Source organism: Faecalibacterium prausnitzii, from assembly GCF_049532945.1.
GTDB lineage: Bacteria > Bacillota > Clostridia > Oscillospirales > Ruminococcaceae > Faecalibacterium > Faecalibacterium prausnitzii_N.
Genome location: NZ_CP186691.1, coordinates 159993 through 177429, shown reverse-complemented (window position 1 = coordinate 177429; position 17437 = coordinate 159993). Strand labels below are relative to the sequence as shown.

Genomic DNA, 17437 nt, shown 5'->3' with positions numbered 1-17437 from the left:
CTCAGCCAAACAATCCGTATAAATCAATACCGATTGTTTGGCTTTTTATCAGTAAAGGAGCGTGATGCCATGACCCAACCGAAAACCGACCTTGCCTATCTCCGCAGCGAAAAAGCCAAAGCCGAGCAGCAGCTGCGCTACTACAAGTACCGCGAGAAAATTCTGGAGCATCAGATACCGGAGCTGACCCGCAAAGCCCGTGTGCATCGACTGTGTACCCGTGCCGGGATGCTGGAAAGTTTTCTGATCGCGCCGGAAGAACTCACCAACGATCAGGTGATGGAGCTGCTGAAGATCTCATTCCGCCAACCGGAAGTCGTGCTGGCGCTTGCAAAGATGGTGCATGACGTTCACGAACGCAGCAACGTCCAAAACCCTTTAGAATAAAGGGCGCAATTATACACCGTTCCGGTGAAATTGCGGTCTTGCAGACGGCTCGATGAAATCGAAGCTGGCGTTTGTGCGCCAGCCCGATTCCATCCCAAGGAAAACTGCATTTTCCTTGCGCTGCTTTGCAGCTATCCTTTTGCGGCTCCCGCCTGAGACCGAAGCGCACAGCACTCCGCTCCAAGGCGGCGAGCAAAACCGAATACGATTCCAGACCGTTCATCAAGAGCAATCTTGCTGGGCGGTCTTTTTGTTTGGGGGTGATGCCTATTCCGTGTCCGCATTTCAAAATCACCATCGTCAAGCGCAGCCAAGGGCAGTCCGCTGTTGCCGGGGCCGCTTATCAGAGCGGCGAACGGCTGTTCAGCGAGTACGATCAGAAAACGAAATTCTACAACAAGAAGAAAGAACTTGTCCATGCCGAGATCATGCTGCCGTCCCATGCGCCACCCGGATATGCAGACCGGGCAACACTTTGGAACGCCGTGGAAGCCGTGGAGAACCAGTGGAACTCCCAGCTTGCCCGGCGCATCGTGCTGGCGTTTCCGGTGGAGGTGCCGAAAGAACAGTATCTCTCCATGATAAAGGAATTCTGTCAGGAGCAGTTTGTTTCCAAGGGTATGATTGCTGACTTTGCCATCCACGACAAAGGAGATGGCAACCCACACGCTCACATTCTGCTGACGCTCCGGGCAATGGACGAACATGGCAATTGGCTCCCGAAAGCCCGAAAGGTATACGACCTTGACGAAAACGGTGAGCGCATCCAGCTCCCCTCTGGCAACTGGAAGTGCCACAAGGAAAACACGGTGGACTGGAACGACCAGAAGTATGCCGAGGTCTGGCGGCACAGTTGGGAGACCATCACAAACCGCTATCTGGAGGCTGCTGGCAGACCGGAACGTGTTGACCTGCGCTCCTTTGAGCGGCAGGGCGGCATCCAGCAGATACCGACCGTTCATCTCGGCCCTGCTGCACACCAGATGGAAAAACGGGGAATCGAAACATTTCTCGGAAATCTCAACCGGGACATTCGAGCCGCCAACAGCCTGATGCAGTCCATCCGCAGTGCAATTCGTGGTCTGCAACACTGGATCGCAGACCTGAACGAAAAGAAGCAGCTTCTTCTGGACGCTCTGGAAAAGGCGAAGGAGCCCACACTGTCCGACCTGCTGGTGGACTACTTCAATCTCCGCAATGAGCAGCGCAGCGATTGGTCTGGCAAGGCAAAACTGAAATGCACTGTCCGAGACTTTGAGGAAGTCAAACAGGCGGTGGACTATTTGAAAGCCCATTCTCTGAACACCATTGAGAATCTGGATACCGCAATTTCTAACCTGAACCAGACCGCCGCCCCTCTCCGCAGGCAGTTGAAGCAGAACGAAAACCGTATGCGGGCAATCGCCCAGATCAAGGATGCTGCCGCCGCCCATGCCAAGCTGAAGCCCATCCACGACACCTTTATCAAGAAGAACTTCAAGTTGACCAAGGACGCTTATGCCGCCCAGCACAAAGAGGAGCTGGACACCTTTAATAAAGCTGTCCGCACTCTGATGAAACTGAACGGCAGCACAGCGGTAGATTTTTCGGCATTGGATGCCGAATTTTCTGCGCTGCAATCCGGCAGCGCAGAGCTGCGCACCCAACTGGAAACCTTGCAGCCGGATATCTCTGCACTGAAAAATATCCGCAAGTATATCGACATGGTGCTGAATAAGCAGCAGCTTTCCGCGCCGGGCGGCAAGATGCCGGAGAAGGAATCGGTGCTGAAACAGCTGGAGCAGCTTCAGCAGAAAAAGTCCAACTACAAAACGATTTCCACCACCCCAAACCGCGAAGAATCGCTCTAAACGATCTTTCTGTCACCGATACGCCGTTGCAATCAGTGGCAGAAATACATAATTCGTATGTTTTTGTTAGCTTTTGACTATTCTCGTTGGCTAGTGAGTAGAGGCGTATTTTTAAGGCGGAAATTTTCTCCAACACCCCCCATTTTAGGCCACTTTTTCTGTTAATAGTAGAAGTGTTTCTTTGAAGGCCAGTCATTTGTGACCTTTTTGTTAATTCTCAAAAAGATGGTTGTCTTTGGGCTGTTTTCGTTGCCTACCTATTGAGAGGATTTTTTCAAAAGCGGAGATTCGGTCTCAAGAATTACAATTCAATTACAAGTTTCTCACCAATGCTACGAAACAGGCGTTCTCGATGCCTACCAAGTGTAGGGCATCTTTTTCAAGACCACTTTCAACTTCAGGCACTGCCGCTGCTGCAAAGTTTCGTCCTCCGTCGGTCGCCCATGGATCAATGTTATTTTAATCAAGCAGCCACTTCAACTATATTTTCCAAAAACTTTTCAACAAATTTCTTTTTCGGGCTACTTTTGGGCCGTTTTCGATGGCTCGTAAGTAGAGGGACAATTTTTCGGAAGCCTTAAATTCCGAAGATTTTCTATAAAACTCCGTTCTTTGAAAACAGAATAGTTCAATCGTCCGGTACTTCACAAAAGGTACTTCTGTAACTCGCAGCCCGGTCATAACGAAGACGGGGTGGCTGAAACGCCAATGGTGCGGTGCAAGTCCGCCGCCGGACGATTCCCCACTCCTAGGGAAGTCGAGGACCAATATGGGAGACCTTAACTTATTAACGCAGTTGAGCACTTGTTTCGTGCTTTTCTGCGACTGGAGAATTGGAACCCACCAATTCTCGTTACATACGCTTTGTTTCCGATTTCTGCTTCAGCTGGAGGTGATCAACATTTCAGAATATCTTACCACGCAAACTCCGCTGCCGCCGTTTCTCCCATACCCACGCTTTCTTTTGGAACTTGACCTGAGCCAGACTGCAAAAATGACTTATGCGCTGCTGCTCGACCGTGCCACGCTCTCGCAGAAAAATCTCTGGACAGATGAACGAGGTTTCGTGTTTGTCATTTTTACGATTTGCTCTTTGGCTGAGCAGCTAGGGCGCAGCACGGTCAGTGTTTCCAGTGCGCTTAAGGAATTGGACGCTGCGGGATTGATTGAGCGCAGACGAACGCGGTTTTCTTCGCCCAATCACATCTTTGTAAAAATTCCAAATGTTGAATAGTTCTGCGTTTTTCACGATTCAAGAACCGCCAAAATCACGATTCTGCGATGCAGATTCTTAATGGCATCTGCAAAAGAGATTTTTCCTATGCAGTATAGCAGCCTTTAAGACTGTATCAAAGAAAACTTTCACCTAACCAACGTAATAAAACAAAAAGAGAAAAACGAATAGAATCCATCCATTCCTTTCCGTATTTGCACCACATGAATGAGGAGGTCTGCCCTTGAACAAAGAAAAATCTGAGAAGAAGCCCACTACACGCAAACGTGCGCCGAGAAGTCCGAAGTCTGTGCGCCTGATCGTGGAACGCCATTATATCGGCAATGTGCCGATGAATACGCTTTTTCAGCGGCTTGCGGAAGAAGAAATTCGTAAAACTGCCGAATCGTATCTCGCCGCTGGTTAATTGGACGTTTTACTGCGGAAAAGGGCTTGCATCATCACGCAGCATCCGCTACAATGTGATTGATGAGGTCTCTTTTCCATTATGGAGGTACACATGGAAAAGGACAAAAAAGTAACTGCTTTATACTGCCGGCTGTCAAAAGATGACGGTTCAAACAGCGAAAGCCTGAGCATCCGCACTCAAAAGGCGATGCTTATGGAGTATGCCACACGCAACGGTTTCGGGAATTGCCAGTACTATGTCGATGATGGTTACAGCGGTACGAACTCTGACCGCCCTGCCTTTCAGGAACTTCTGGATGATATCCGGGAAGGAAAGGTGGCAACAGTCATTACCAAAGACCAGTCCCGACTTGGACGCAACCACATCGAAACCGGAACGTATATGGAAATCTTCTTTCCTGAGCACGGTGTCCGCTATATTGCAATCAACGATGGTTATGATTCCAACGAGCAATCTCAGATGGATATTGCCCCGTTCCGAAACATCATCAATGAAATGTACGCCAAAGACACTTCCCGAAAAATCAAGAGTGCCCTTCGGACACGCAAGAAAAGTGGAAAGTATATCTCCAGCGGCGCACCGTTTGGCTACCAGAAAGACCCTGCCGACCACAATCACCTTGTGATCGACCCGAACACCGCCCCCGTTGTTGAGTATATCTATTCAATGGCAGAGGAAGGGCTGGGGCTTCACCGCATCGCCAAGCGGCTCCACGATGAAAAAGTCTTGAAGCCGTGTTACTACAAGAAGGAGATGTTTGGCCGCTTTATTGATGATGAAAAGATGTATGATTGGGACAGTGCCTATATCAGTCAGGTTCTGCACAGCCCAGTCTACGCCGGACACATCATCTACGAAGCCAAGCCCACCGTGTCCATGAAATCCAAAAAGCGGCGTTATATTCCGTTTGAAGAACGCGCTATCGTTCCGAATACACATGAAGCAATCATCCCACAAGACCGTTGGGAGAACGTGCAGCGAATCCTTTACAGCCGTTCCAGTAGTTTTATGTGCGATAAGACCGACTACGACAATATCTTCAAAGGCATCGTCCGCTGTGCAGACTGCGGCAGAACGATGTTAGTCAAGGTCGAGCACAGGCGCAAACGTAACAGTGTTCTGGATCAGACCTTTTATTGTTGCAGCACTTATCGGAAATATGGTGCGAAAGCCTGTGACTCGCATAATTTGGAAGCCCGTGTTCTGCATGAAGCTGTCTTTGCGGACATTCAGGCACACGCAAAGGCCGCTGTGAGCAATCGGGAAGCCCTTGTGAAGAAGATTGCAAATCAGATGCACCTCCGGGTGTCCTCTGACCGGGCGCAGCACAAACGGGATTTGAAGCAGTGTAAAGCACGAATCGCAGAAATCGAAGACCTGTATGCAAAACTTTATGAGGACGTATCAAAGGGACTTCTCCCGGAGAAACGTTTTCAAATGCTTGCGGATCGCTACGACAAAGAACAGGCTGAACTGACCGACAAGATTGAGCAGTACGAGCGGGAAGGCCGTGCTGAACACGATCAGCTGGACAAGATTCAGGATTTTATTGATGAAGTCAGCAAGTACGCTGGTATCACCGAACTGAACTATAAGATTCTGCATCAGCTGATTGACAAGATTCTGGTATCCAAAGCGGAAAAGGTCGATGGCGAATACGTCCAGAAAATCCAGATTTTCTACCGCTTTATCGGCCCATTGGATGCCATCGAGTAACAAAGTCAGAAAAGTCACCTCCGAGAACTATCCTACAGATGCAGGGCGGCAAGCGAAGCGGCGAAAAACGAATAAAAGGGTTTTAGGGCTTCGTTGATTGTTGCGTTGGCAACCCCACCGCAATGGTAGTGCCCTTCTCCGAACTTTTCTCTACCCAAACGGAGCCGCCGTGGAGGTCGGCGATCTCCCATACCAGTGAGAGTCCCAGTCCTGCGCCACCGTATTCCCGGCTGCGAGACTTGTCCACCCGGAAGAAGGGCTGGAAGATACTGCGCTGATACACCTCCGGGATGCCGCAGCCAGTGTCGGAAACGCGAATGATGCACTTTTCCTGCCCCTGTGCAAGCTCGACCCGCACCGAGCCGCCGAGGCGGTTGTATTTGACAGCGTTCTCCGTCAGGTTGAAGAGCATGCGGTAGATCAGCGCGTCGCTGCCGGTCAGGGCGGCGTCGCCCTCCGCTTCCAGCGTGATGCTTCGCTTCTCCGCCAGCGACGCAAGATCCGTAAAGATCTCCTCGACCATGGGGGCGAGCTGGAGCTGCTCGTTCCGCGCCACCTGCTGCAAATTGCTCATCTCCAGCAGCGTCTTGGTCATCTGTGTCAGCCGCTCCGTCTGCTCGCGCAAAAGCGTGAGGAATTCCGCCGTCTCCGGCCGCACATCGGGATGCTCCGCGGAAAACAGCTCCAGCTGCGCCTGCATCAGCGCCAGCGGGGTGCGCAGCTCGTGGGCGGCATTGCCGGTGAACTGCCGCTGGGCGGAAAAGGCGTTGTTCAGCCGCTCCAGCATCTGGTTGAATGAGCGGCTCAGCTGCCGGAACTCCGAAATAGCATCTTCATCGATCCTCATATCGGCAAGATTGTTCAGCCGCACCTGCTCCACCTGCGAGGTAAAGCTGCGCAGGGGCTTGAGAGCGCGTCCGCTGACGAAATAGGCGAGGATGCCGCTGAGCAGCGTTACCGCCGCCGTGATGTACCAGTTGGTGGTGCGGAAGCGCCCCTGCACCCCATCGACGACGATGGTCAACTCCTCGTTGGGCGCTATGAGCTGCGGGTCAAAGCTTGCCGTGCCTCCCTCATTCAGGAACACCGTGCCGTCACCCTGTAAGCTGTCCGCAATGGTGTCCATATAGTACACACCGGAGGAGCACAGCAGCAGATTCATGGCCACGCAGGTGATGCCGATGAGCAGGACGGACATCAGCGTGATGCGCCACTGCAGGGAAAGACGCTTCATGATTCCTCGCCTCCCATCAGATAGCCCTCGCCGATGCGGTTGCGGATGGGGTCATAGCCCAGCACGGCGCGGAGCTTTTTGCGCAGGGCGGAGATGTGGACGCGAATGGAATTGCTGAAGCTGTCCACGCTGTTGTCCCAAACGTGATCCATCAGCTCCTCCTGACTCACAGGCCGCCCCTGATGCACCATTAGGTATTCGAGTATCCCCGTTTCCTTGCGGGTGAGCGTCAGCAGCTGCCCATTGACAGTGGCGGTGCGGGAGCGGGTGTCAAAGGTTAAAGCTCCGCAGCTTAGCAGCACATCCTGCTGGGTGAACTGCCGCAATGTAAGGCTGCGGATGCGGGCCTCCAGCTCGGCAAGATGAAAAGGCTTTGCCAGATAGTCGTTGGCGCCCGCATCCAGCCCCTCCACCTTGTCCTCCACCTCGCCGCGGGCGGAGAGGATCAGTACCCTCGTCTCACGGTCGGTCTGCCGCAGGGTGCGCAGCACCGTCATGCCGTCCTTTTTCGGCAGATTCAGATCAAGAAGTACCAGATCGTAGCACTCCACGCCCAGCAACTCCAGAGCCTTCTCCCCGTCGTAGCAGTAGTCCACGCTGTAGGCCAGCCGCCGCAGGCTGCGGACGATGGTCTCACACAGGGCGCGTTCGTCTTCAATTACTAAAAGGTGCATGAGAACTCTCCTTTTTATTTCTCCGTTTTTGTGTTGTTTTTATTATAGCAAAAATAGATAAGGTTTGCGTTAAGTTTTCGTTCTTAACAGAGACTTTAACTCTCCCGCGCTATAATGGGGGCAGAAAATCGGAAAGGATGATGAAAAATGAGCTGCGGGAAAAGGCTGCGGCGCAGATCGCGCTGCTGATGGCCGGAGTCGCCATGCTGTGCTTCGGCGTCTGGCGGGGCGAGGCGGCGACGGTGCTGAGCAAAGCAATCAAATTATGTCTGGAGTGTGTGGGGATTGGGTAAAAAGTTTTCAGGCGTTTCGCAGACCATGTCCCGCTTCCGGGGCTGGATTCAGGCGGGTGCGACGCTGCTGACCAACCTGCACCTGCCGAACTTCCTCAAGGGAGGACTGTATCAGGGCGCTGGGAAAACCGTCTGCGTGCCGGGGCTGAACTGCTATTCCTGCCCGGGCGCGGCCGGTGCCTGTCCGGTGGGAGCATTCCAGGCGGTGGTGGGCTCTTCCAAGTTCCGCTTTTCCTATTATATCACAGGCTTTCTCATTCTGCTGGGTGTGCTGCTGGGGCGGTTCATCTGCGGTTTCCTCTGCCCATTCGGGTGGTTTCAGGAGCTGCTGCATAAGATCCCGACAAAGAAACTCTCCACCAAGAAACTCAAGCCCCTGACATACCTCAAGTACGCTGTACTGCTGGTGATGGTTTTCCTGTTGCCGGCGTTCCTGGTGAACGATGTAGGCATGGGCGACCCCTTCTTCTGCAAGTATCTCTGCCCGCAGGGCGTGCTGGAGGGTGCCATTCCCCTCTCCCTGACCAATGCGGGCATCCGCGCTGCGCTGGGCAAGCTGTTCACATGGAAGGCCTGCATCCTGCTGGCGGTCATCGTGGGCAGCGTGGTGTTCTACCGCCCCTTCTGCAAGTGGCTGTGCCCGCTGGGCGCGTTCTACGCCCTGTTCAACCGGGTGTCCCTCTTCCAGATGAAGGTGGATAAAAACAAGTGCGTCTCCTGCGGGAAATGCGCCAGAGCCTGTAAGATGGATGTGGATGTGACGAAGGCACCCAACCATACCGAGTGTATCCGCTGCGGGATGTGCATCCGTGCCTGTCCGACGAACGCCGTCAGCTTCCGCTACGGCTTCGGCGATGGGAAAGAAACTACAACAAAAATAAATACGGAGGAATCAAAATGAAGTTTCAAAAGTTTACTGCGCTGCTGCTGGCGGTCCTGCTGGTGCTGTCTTTGGCGGCGTGCGGCACAAAGGACAACGAAAAAAAAGCGGATATGAGCAGCAATGATTCTGCCATGACCGGCGAGCCGAAAACCGCCGAGGAGGCGCTTGCCCTGCACAAAAAGCTGATGGAACAGGAGAACACGATTCTCTCGCAGAACACTGCGCTCTGGGAAAAGGTTTTCATGGCGGCTGATAAGGGCATGACCTTGCAGGAGGACGGAAAAAATTACGGCGAGTTCCTGCTGGATACCATCGAGGGTGCCAAAGACCAGTTCACCGACGAAGAGTATGAGATGCTGAAGGAGTCGGCCACGGAGATCAGCAATATCGAGAACAAGCTGACCGAGCTGGAAAACAAGTACCCCGAGATCATGCAGGAATCCATCGACGGCGATATGAGTGTGCCCGCAGGCAGCGACATGACCAATCCGCCCGACGACGGCAGTATGCAGAAGTTCCCCGCATTTGAGGGCAAAGACTTGGATGGGAATCCGGTGAAGAGCGACGAGCTGTTCTCCGCCAACGCCGTCACCGTGGTGAATTTCTGGTTCAACGGCTGCAAGCCCTGCGTGGGCGAGCTTTCCGAGCTGGACGCACTGAACAAGGAGCTTGCGAAGAAGGGCGGCGCACTCATCGGCGTCAACACCTTCACATTGGATGGCGATGAAGCGGCAATTTCCGAAGCAAAAGATGTACTGGCCAAGAAGGGCGTGACCTACCAGAATGTGTATTTCGCTTCCGACGGCGAGGCGGGAAAGTTCACTACAAACATTTTTGCCTACCCCACCACCTATGTGGTTGACCGCAACGGCAATATCGTGGGTGACCCCATCGTAGGCGCCATCACGGAAAAGAAGCAGGCGGAGACGCTGCAAAAGCTCATCGACCAGGCTCTTGCCGCCGATATGGGCTGACAAACGAATTTATCTTCTCAGAAAGGAGGGATACACCCAAAATGTACGTTTGCAACCCTGCTTCGGCAGGGTTGTTTTTGTTATAGCTGTTTTTCGCTGAACGGGGGTGCGCGGCTGCATCGCGGCCCCGGACAGCACGGAGGGCCCGGTGCATTGCGCACCGGGCCCTCATCTGTTTACTGGCCGTTCTTCAGTTTGTAGAAGTAGTCATCGGCTTCGATGGCCTCCGGGGTGAACGAGTTGTTCTTCCACCAGCTGACGAGGGCGGCGGCCACGGTCAGGCCGGTGGAGACCAGCTGCTCCAGCTGGGCCGACTCGATGGGCAGCACCGCGTGGCCGGTGGCGCTGAGGATCTGGTTGGTCAGGGCCAGCGCCAGCGCGGCGGTGCGGGCAATGGTCGAGGGCGAGATCTTGTGCTTCATAAAAACTCCTTTCGTTCCGGGTGTGATGTGCGGGGTTCAGCCGGAGAAGCGGCCAAGCCCTGCGCGGCGGCAGAGGGCGGGGTAGTCCTTGTAGGCGCGGCTCAGATCGACAGGGCCGTCGATGCCCGCCACATGGCCTGTGCTGGTGTACTGCCACATCCCGTGGGGGCGGGTGGGGCGCTTGCCGCGGTAATCGGCGAGCCAGAGGTCGTAGGCGGTGAGTGCATCCATTGCAAGGGCAGTGTCCGCAAAATTCGTGTAGGTGTAGACCATGGCGTAGAGATTCCAGGCTTCGAGCTGGGCGGCGGCCTGGGCCACCCGCTGCGCGAGCGCGGCAGGGGAGAGGGAACGCAGCCGGGCGTCCTCCACATCAATGGCAAGGGGCAGCTGGAACGTTTTCCCGCGCAGCGCGGCCCGCAGGGCGTTGAGCTCCGCTTCGGTCTGCCGGGAGGTGACGGCGCAGGTGTAATAGTAGCCGCCCACCGGGATGCCGCGCGCCGTGCAGGCAGCATGACAGCGCTCGAACTGCGGGTCGGGGTAGGGCTGGCCGTTTCGGCTGCCCAGCACCCGCAGCATCACGCCGTCGATGGCACCGGAACGCTGCACCGCGTCCCAGTCTATGCAGCCCTGCCATCGTGAGACATCCAGCACCCGCAGCGGGGTCATCGGATGACCTCCGGGCGGTGGGCCGGATACGATGTTTGTGTCATGGAACAGACCTCCTTTCTGCTGTTGTCCCGATTGTACAGCCGGGATACGAAATGCGGAAGTGTGGTCTTTTTTCTTGCGGATCTTTGCCGTTCGGCATTTTGCCAAGGGGTGTTTCCGGGGCAGAAAAGCAGGGGCAGAACAGGGCCTTTTGGGGAGTAATTCTGGGTGCATTTTCGGGCGGAAAATGGCGTCTGTGAATGGTTTGTGATGACAAAAATCAAGGGAAATTCGGTCGATTTCCGGCTTTGAAACAGCACTTGAATGTTAAAAAATTGTGAACAAATCATGCCCGGATTTTGCAAAAAAATCGGGAAGAATCGCTCGAAAATTTCACGCATACGGGAAAACTGTGTACAAAATTCACAAAAAACTATGTTAAGAATCTGGCAAACTGGAAATGTCAAATTTGACAAATCGGCTTTGGTCTGCTAAAATAGCTTCCGCTCAACGGACGTTGCAGCGTATAAAATTCATCACATTGAAGTGAAAAGCCGCACTGCGGTTCCCGAATACGGAGTGAAGAAACTCCGTGCCACGGCGGGTATTGGAAGGCCCGCATCGTATTCCAAACTGTAAAAAGAGAGGAGTTGTCTCGTATCGCTTCCGTAAAATTTCAAAAAGCATTGAGCGGCCGCACCCGTGCCGCCGCCCCCCGTGTGCTGGCGTTCTGCGTCATGGCCGTGAGCCTGTTGTTCACACTGGCCGTGACCGCTGCGAATCTGCGGCTGACCTACGTCACAGACTCCAATGGTGCCCGGCAGCTGGTGGTCAGCACTGACGCTGACAGCGATCCCGCCCGCGTGATGAGCCTTTCCGGCATCCAGTCCGAAGAGGGCGATCAGGTCTATTACACGGCCTACAGCGGCAATCTTGCCGCCCTGAACATTGAGCGCGCATTCACCGTGACCATCCAGGCCGACGACCAGGAGTATCCGGTGAAGATGGCCTTTGGCACCGTTGCCGATGCGCTGGAACGCGCCGGCATTACCCTGGATGAAGAGGACTACACCGAGCCTGCTCTGGACCAGCTGGTCACAGCAGGCAGCAGCATCGTGGTCCACCGCGTCGATTATCAGGATAAGGTCGAGACGCAGGCCATCCCCTACGATACCGAGTACGTCTACACCAGCCTGTATTTCCGCAACACCGGCCGCGCCACCACGGTGCGCCATGGTGCGGAAGGCCAGCAGACCATCACCACCCGCGACCGCTATGTGGACGGCGAGCTGGAAAACAGCATCGTGGTGGATTCCACCACCACTGTGGAGCCGACCAACCACATCGTAAAGACCTATGGCGCAGGCGCGCCGGTCTCCCCGCTGACCGGCCCGGACGGCACCACCAATGCACCCGCCTCTTACAGCAAGGTGCTCACCGGAAAGGCCACCGGCTACTATTCCAAGACCGGCAAGGGTTCTTCCGGTCTGGGTCTGGGCTACGGCACTGTGGCTGTGGACCCGGATGTGATCCCCTACGGCACCAAGCTGTATATCACCTCCACCGACGGCAAGTTCGTGTACGGCTATGCGGTGGCTACCGATACCGGCATTGCCGTGCAGAAGGGCCAGATCCTTGTGGACCTGTTCTACGAGACCTACGCCGAGTCGGTCATCAATGGGGCGATCCAGGTCAATGTTTACGTTGTGAACTGAGTCTTTGGAATCCCCCTCCCCGCACACGGAATGAACAGAACGTCTGCCCCGCTCTTTGTTGCATTTTGCACAGAGAATGGGCGCAGATGTTCTTTTTTGTTTTATATTCCGTCAGGTTTACCTATAATTTTCGCATAAATTTGGCTAGGTTGTCTATATCACTAAAATATCCTCGAAAAGATTATGGTACATTTTCCGGAAAAAGCCTTGAAAAATGTGCCAAAATTCTTTAATATAAGAGAGTAAAAAGGTATAGGCCCCTCTGCGGCCTGTACGGGGAGGAGCAGTCTATGAAACCGACGGAAGAAAAAATCCATACGGATCCATCGGACCTGCCGGTGTATTTGTTCAAACAGGGCAATAACTGTGAAGCATACCGCTACTTTGGCGCACACATGGAAACGCGTGCCGGTGAAGCAGGTGTGGTGTTCCGCGTGTGGGCACCCCATGCTGTAGCCATCAGCGTGGTGGGCGACTTTAACAGCTGGAAGCCGGGCAGCCACCCGATGCGCAAGGTGGATGGCGATTCCGTATGGGAATTGTTCATCCCGGGCATGAAGGAATATGATGTTTATAAATACTGCGTGACCACCCGCGCAGGTGATCTGGTCTATAAGGCCGATCCCTATGCGTTCCACGCCGAGACCCGCCCGTCCAACGGCAGCAAGGTCTACGATATCAGTGGTTTTGCGTGGCACGATGATGCATGGCAGGCAGCACAGAAAAAGGCTGATGTGATCAACAGCCCGATGAATATTTACGAGATGCACGCCGGCAGCTGGAAGACCAAGGGCGAGAATATCCCCTACAATTATTCCGAGCTGGCAGACGAGCTGATCCCGTATATCACAGAGATGGGCTATACCCATGTGGAACTGCTGCCGGTCATGGAATATCCGTTTGACGGCAGCTGGGGCTATCAGGTCACCGGCTATTTTGCACCCACCAGCCGCTACGGCACCCCCAAGGACCTGATGGCTTTTGTGGATAAGCTCCATGCCGCCGGCATCGGTGTGATCATGGACTGGGTGCCTGCTCACTTCCCGAAGGATCAGTTCGGCCTGTACAACTTTGATGGCGAAGCCTGCTACGAGGACCCGAATCCGAAGCGCGGCGAACATAAGGAGTGGGGCACCATGGTGTTCGACTTCGGCCGCAGCGAGGTGCAGAGCTTCCTGATCTCCAGCGCACTGTATTGGCTGGAGCAGTACCATATCGACGGTCTGCGCGTGGACGCGGTGGCATCCATGCTGTATCTGGACTATAACCGCAAGCAGGGCGAGTGGGAGCCGAACAAGGACGGCGGCAAGGAAAATCTGGAGGCTGTTGCTTTCCTGCGCAAGCTGAACGACACCGTGCTGGGCCGTCACCCCCACAAGTACATGATCGCGGAAGAGTCCACTGCATGGCCCATGGTCACAAAGCCTGCATCGGACGGCGGCCTTGGTTTCAACTTCAAGTGGAACATGGGCTGGATGAACGATATGCTCAGCTACATGAAGACTGACCCGCTCTTCCGTTCCGGCAACCACAACAAGGTCACCTTCAGCTTCTTCTACGCCTTCAGCGAGAACTTTGTGCTGCCCATCAGCCACGATGAGGTGGTGCACGGCAAGGGCAGCCTGATCAACAAGATGCCCGGCGAGTACGACGCCAAGTTTGCAAACCTGCGCACCTTCTTTGGCTACATGATGGCCCACCCGGGCAAGAAGCTGCTGTTCATGGGTCAGGAGTTTGGCCAGTTCGCCGAGTGGAACGAGACAAAGCCGCTGGACTGGATGCTGCTGGGCTACGATAAGCACACCGAGCTGCAGACCTACGTCAAGACCCTGAACGCCTTCTACAAGGAGCATCCCGCCTTCTGGCAGGTGGATTACAGCTGGGAGGGCTTCCAGTGGATCGTGCCGGATGACTCGCAGCAGAGCGTCATCGCCTTCCTGCGCAAGGACACCTCCGGCAAGCAGATCCTTGTGGTGTGCAACTTCAACCCCGTCCTGCGCGAGGGCTACACGCTGGGCGCACCGGTGGCAGGCTCCTACAAGGAGATCCTGAACAGCGACGATGCAGAGTTCGGCGGTTCCGGCGCAGTCCACAACAAGGCCGTGCGCACCCACAAAAAGCCGATGCACGGCTTTGAGCAGAGCATCACCATCACCCTGCCGCCCATGAGCACCCTGTATTTTGAAGTGCCCACCAAGCGCACCCGCAAGGCGGCAGACCCGGCCAAGGCCGACGAAAAGGCAGCACCCAAGAAGACTGCTGCCAAGACCAAAAAGGCGGAAAAAGCGGAGAAGGCCCCCAAAAAGACCACCCGCACCCCCAAGGCGAAGACGGAGAAGGCCGCGGAGGAAAAGCCCGCCAAGGCAGAGAAACCGGCCAAGGCCGCAAAACCCAGAAAGACCTCCGCAAAGGCCGAACCGGCCGAGAAGGCTGCGCCTGCGGAAAAGCCCAAGCGCACCCGCAAGACCAAAGCAGAAGCTGCCCCTGCGGCAGACGCTGCACCGGCAAAGCCCACCCGCAAGCCCCGCGCCAAAAAGGCAGCAGAGCCCAAAGAGTGAGCCGTGCGCACAGACCATTCACATCGTTAGACCATTTCCAATTCCAAACCAACTCGGAAATGTGTAAAAGGGGAGAATAAAGCTATGGCAAAAGAAATTGTGGCAATGATCCTTGCCGGTGGACGTGGCTCGCGCTTGTACGCGCTGACACAGAAAACGGCAAAACCCGCAGTGTCCTTCGGCGGTAAGTACCGCATCGTGGACTTCCCGCTGTCCAACTGCGTGAACTCCAACATCGACACCGTTGGCATCGCGACCCAGTATCAGCCCCAGAAGCTGAACGAGTACATCGGCAACGGCCAGCCCTGGGATCTGGATCGTCTGCACGGCGGCGTGCACACCCTGCCGCCCTACGAGCAGGCAAAGGGCACCGACTGGTACAAGGGCACTGCAAACGCCATCTACCAGAACATCGGCTTCATCGACAGCTACGATCCCGAGTATGTGATCATCCTGTCCGGCGACCAGATCTGCAAGCAGGACTATGCCGACTTCCTGCGCTTCCACAAGGAAAAGGGCGCAGAGTTCTCTGTGGCTGTTATGGAAGTGGACTGGAAGGAAGCCTCCCGCTTCGGCCTGATGGTGGCTGACGAGAACGACCGCATCACCGAGTTCCAGGAGAAGCCCCCGGTACCCAAGTCCAATCTGGCTTCCATGGGCATCTACATCTTCAACTGGGATGTGCTGAAGAAGTATCTGGAAGAGGACGAAGCAGACCCTAACTCCAAGAACGACTTTGGCATGAACATCATCCCCGCCCTGCTGCGCGACGGCCGCAAGATGTACGCCTACCGCTTTGCCGGCTACTGGCGTGACGTGGGCACGATCGACAGCCTGTGGGAAGCCAACATGGAAGTGCTGGACCCCGAAAACTCCGGCATCGATATCTTCGACGAGAAGTGGAAGATCTACAGCCGCAACCCGGTCCTGCCTCCGCAGAAGATCGGCCCCCGCGCTGTGGTGCAGGATTCCCTCGTCACGGAGGGCTGCAAGATCTACGGCAATGTGCATCACTCTGTGCTGAGCGCAGGCGTTGTTGTGGAAGAGGGCGCTACCGTTGAGGACGCAGTCCTGATGGACGGCGTTGTGGTCAAGGCTGGTGCTGTTGTCAAGCGCTGCATCCTGGCGGAGGATGTTGTGGTCGGTGCAGGTGCACGAGTGGGCGGCGATGGCCCCATTGCCCATGTGGGCACCGGCCTGACCGTCGGCGCAGGCGCAACCGTCAAGGAAGGTGCCAAAGTCTTTGAATCCGTCAAGGAGGGTATGGAAGTATGCTGAGCCAGAACACCAATGCGTTGGGTATTATTTTCCCCAACAGTTATGATAATACCGTCCCCGAGCTGGTGACCGAGCGCGCAATGGCTTCGATCCCCTTCGCGGGCCGCTACCGTATGGTGGACTTTGTTCTGTCCAGCATGGCAAACTGCGGTATCTCCAATGTCTCCATCGTGGTGCGCAAAAACTACCACTCCCTGATGGATCATCTGGGCACCGGCCGTGAGTGGGATATGGCCCGCCGTCACGGCGGCCTGAACATCGTGCCGCCTTTCGCTGAGAAGGGCGTGCGCATCTATTCCGGCCGTGTGGAAGCTCTGGGCTCTATCATGAACTTCCTGGAGAACCAGAAGGAAAAGTACGTGGTCATGAGCGACGCCAACGTTGCCCTGAACTACGACTTCAACGCCCTGCTGGCCGCCCATCAGGCAAGCGGTGCCGATGTGACCGTCGCTTACCAGAAGACCGAGATCCCCGAGGGCCGCAAGAATGACAACTACACCCTGACCGTTGATGCCGACGGCCGTGTGACCGAGCTGCTGTTCAACGATTACCGCCCCGGCGTGCAGAACCTTGACCTGAACATCTATGTTCTGGAGCGCGAGACCCTGCTCAAGCTGGTCCGGGATGCGACCTCCCGCGGCCTGATCTACTTCGAGCGCGATATTCTGGCCCACAATGTCAACATCCTGAACATCCACGCTCTGGAGTACACCGGCTATGTGGCACATGTCTGTGACATGAAGAGCTACTTCGACGAGAACCTCAAGCTGACCGATGACGAAAATCTGGAAAAGCTGTTCCCCAAGAAGAGCCCGGTCTACACCAAGATCCGCGACGACAACCCCACCCGCTATGTGCCGGGCTGCAAGGTGACCGACTCCATTCTGGCCGACGGCTGCGTCATCGAGGGCACGGTGGAGAACTGTGTGCTGTTCCGCGGCGTCAAGGTCAAGAAGGGTGCCGTCGTCAAGAACTGCGTGCTGATGCAGGATACGGTGGTGGAAGCCAATGCCGAGCTGGACTGCGTTGTTACCGATAAGAACGTGAAGATCACCGCCGGCAAGAAGCTGTCCGGCACCGAGAGCTTCCCGGTGTACGTGCAGAAGAAGCACACCGTCTGATTTTACTGAGTTATCCATAGGGGCGGCTTCCTCCCCGGTAG

Annotated in this window: 16 protein-coding genes; 12 read left to right on the top strand and 4 right to left on the bottom strand. The window is 55.3% G+C overall.

Annotation, left to right across the window (positions count from 1 at the left end; genetic code table 11):
* Positions 1-69 precede the first annotated feature (69 nt).
* From ACNQFG_RS00805 to ACNQFG_RS00785, 5 genes are all read left to right on the top strand, one after another.
* Complete coding sequence (locus ACNQFG_RS00805; protein WP_423405655.1) at positions 70-387, top strand: DUF3847 domain-containing protein; 318 nt, start codon at positions 70-72, stop codon at positions 385-387.
* A gap of 269 nt (positions 388-656) precedes the next feature.
* Positions 657-2237 carry a MobQ family relaxase gene (mobQ, locus tag ACNQFG_RS00800; RefSeq protein WP_423406531.1) on the top strand — a complete coding sequence of 527 codons (1581 nt, stop codon included), beginning with the start codon at positions 657-659 and terminating at the stop codon, positions 2235-2237.
* A gap of 769 nt (positions 2238-3006) precedes the next feature.
* Entirely contained in the window at positions 3007-3471 is a 465-nt protein-coding gene (locus ACNQFG_RS00795) for a replication initiator protein A (protein ID WP_242699957.1), read from the top strand.
* A gap of 223 nt (positions 3472-3694) precedes the next feature.
* A complete protein-coding gene (locus ACNQFG_RS00790; RefSeq protein WP_005924684.1) occupies positions 3695-3877 on the top strand; it encodes a hypothetical protein in 183 nt (60 codons plus the stop codon).
* Positions 3878-3958: 81 nt separating this feature from the next.
* Complete coding sequence (locus ACNQFG_RS00785; RefSeq protein WP_423405654.1) at positions 3959-5596, top strand: recombinase family protein; 1638 nt, start codon at positions 3959-3961, stop codon at positions 5594-5596.
* Between the two features lie 82 nt (positions 5597-5678).
* Here the strand turns inward: ACNQFG_RS00785 and ACNQFG_RS00780 are convergent, their stop codons facing one another.
* A complete protein-coding gene (locus ACNQFG_RS00780) occupies positions 5679-6830 on the bottom strand; it encodes a sensor histidine kinase (RefSeq protein WP_423405653.1) in 1152 nt (383 codons plus the stop codon).
* Positions 6827-7504 carry a response regulator transcription factor gene (locus ACNQFG_RS00775; RefSeq protein ID WP_423405652.1) on the bottom strand — a complete coding sequence of 226 codons (678 nt, stop codon included), beginning with the start codon at positions 7502-7504 and terminating at the stop codon, positions 6827-6829. Before ACNQFG_RS00775 ends, ACNQFG_RS00780 begins: the two co-directional genes overlap by 4 nt.
* Positions 7505-7644: 140 nt before the next feature.
* Between ACNQFG_RS00775 and ACNQFG_RS00770 the strand changes: the two genes are divergently transcribed.
* The 3 genes from ACNQFG_RS00770 to ACNQFG_RS00760 are packed head-to-tail and all read left to right on the top strand — an operon-like array spanning position 7645 to position 9654.
* Complete coding sequence (locus ACNQFG_RS00770; protein WP_423406530.1) at positions 7645-7797, top strand: CD1871A family CXXC motif-containing protein; 153 nt, start codon at positions 7645-7647, stop codon at positions 7795-7797.
* Between the two features lie 25 nt (positions 7798-7822).
* Positions 7823-8698, top strand: a complete 876-nt coding sequence (locus ACNQFG_RS00765; protein WP_423406529.1) for a 4Fe-4S binding protein — start codon at positions 7823-7825, stop codon at positions 8696-8698.
* Complete coding sequence (locus ACNQFG_RS00760; RefSeq protein ID WP_423405651.1) at positions 8695-9654, top strand: TlpA disulfide reductase family protein; 960 nt, start codon at positions 8695-8697, stop codon at positions 9652-9654. Before ACNQFG_RS00765 ends, ACNQFG_RS00760 begins: the two co-directional genes overlap by 4 nt.
* A 176-nt stretch (positions 9655-9830) precedes the next feature.
* Here the strand turns inward: ACNQFG_RS00760 and ACNQFG_RS00755 are convergent, their stop codons facing one another.
* Both ACNQFG_RS00755 and ACNQFG_RS00750 read right to left on the bottom strand, forming a co-directional pair.
* Positions 9831-10076 (bottom strand): phage holin, encoded by a 246-nt coding sequence (locus ACNQFG_RS00755; protein ID WP_423405650.1) that lies wholly within the window; start codon positions 10074-10076, stop codon positions 9831-9833.
* Positions 10077-10112: 36 nt separating this feature from the next.
* Positions 10113-10742, bottom strand: a complete 630-nt coding sequence (locus ACNQFG_RS00750) for a GH25 family lysozyme (RefSeq protein ID WP_423405649.1) — start codon at positions 10740-10742, stop codon at positions 10113-10115.
* 668 nt (positions 10743-11410) lie between these two features.
* On the opposite strand from ACNQFG_RS00750, the gene ACNQFG_RS00745 reads away from it, so the two are divergent.
* From ACNQFG_RS00745 to glgD, 4 genes are all read left to right on the top strand, one after another.
* Positions 11411-12439 carry a ubiquitin-like domain-containing protein gene (locus tag ACNQFG_RS00745; RefSeq protein ID WP_423405648.1) on the top strand — a complete coding sequence of 343 codons (1029 nt, stop codon included), beginning with the start codon at positions 11411-11413 and terminating at the stop codon, positions 12437-12439.
* 290 nt (positions 12440-12729) lie between these two features.
* Positions 12730-14997: a 1,4-alpha-glucan branching protein GlgB gene (glgB, locus tag ACNQFG_RS00740; RefSeq protein WP_423405647.1), complete on the top strand. Its 2268-nt coding sequence runs from the start codon at positions 12730-12732 to the stop codon at positions 14995-14997.
* An 84-nt stretch (positions 14998-15081) separates the two neighbouring features.
* Positions 15082-16275, top strand: coding sequence for a glucose-1-phosphate adenylyltransferase (locus ACNQFG_RS00735; protein WP_005938116.1), 1194 nt, complete (start codon positions 15082-15084; stop codon positions 16273-16275).
* The gene (gene glgD / locus ACNQFG_RS00730; protein WP_005938113.1) at positions 16269-17396 is read left to right on the top strand and encodes a glucose-1-phosphate adenylyltransferase subunit GlgD; all 1128 of its coding nucleotides are present in this window, start codon (positions 16269-16271) and stop codon (positions 17394-17396) included. The genes ACNQFG_RS00735 and glgD overlap by 7 nt, the downstream gene beginning before the upstream one ends.
* Positions 17397-17437: the final 41 nt, after the last annotated feature.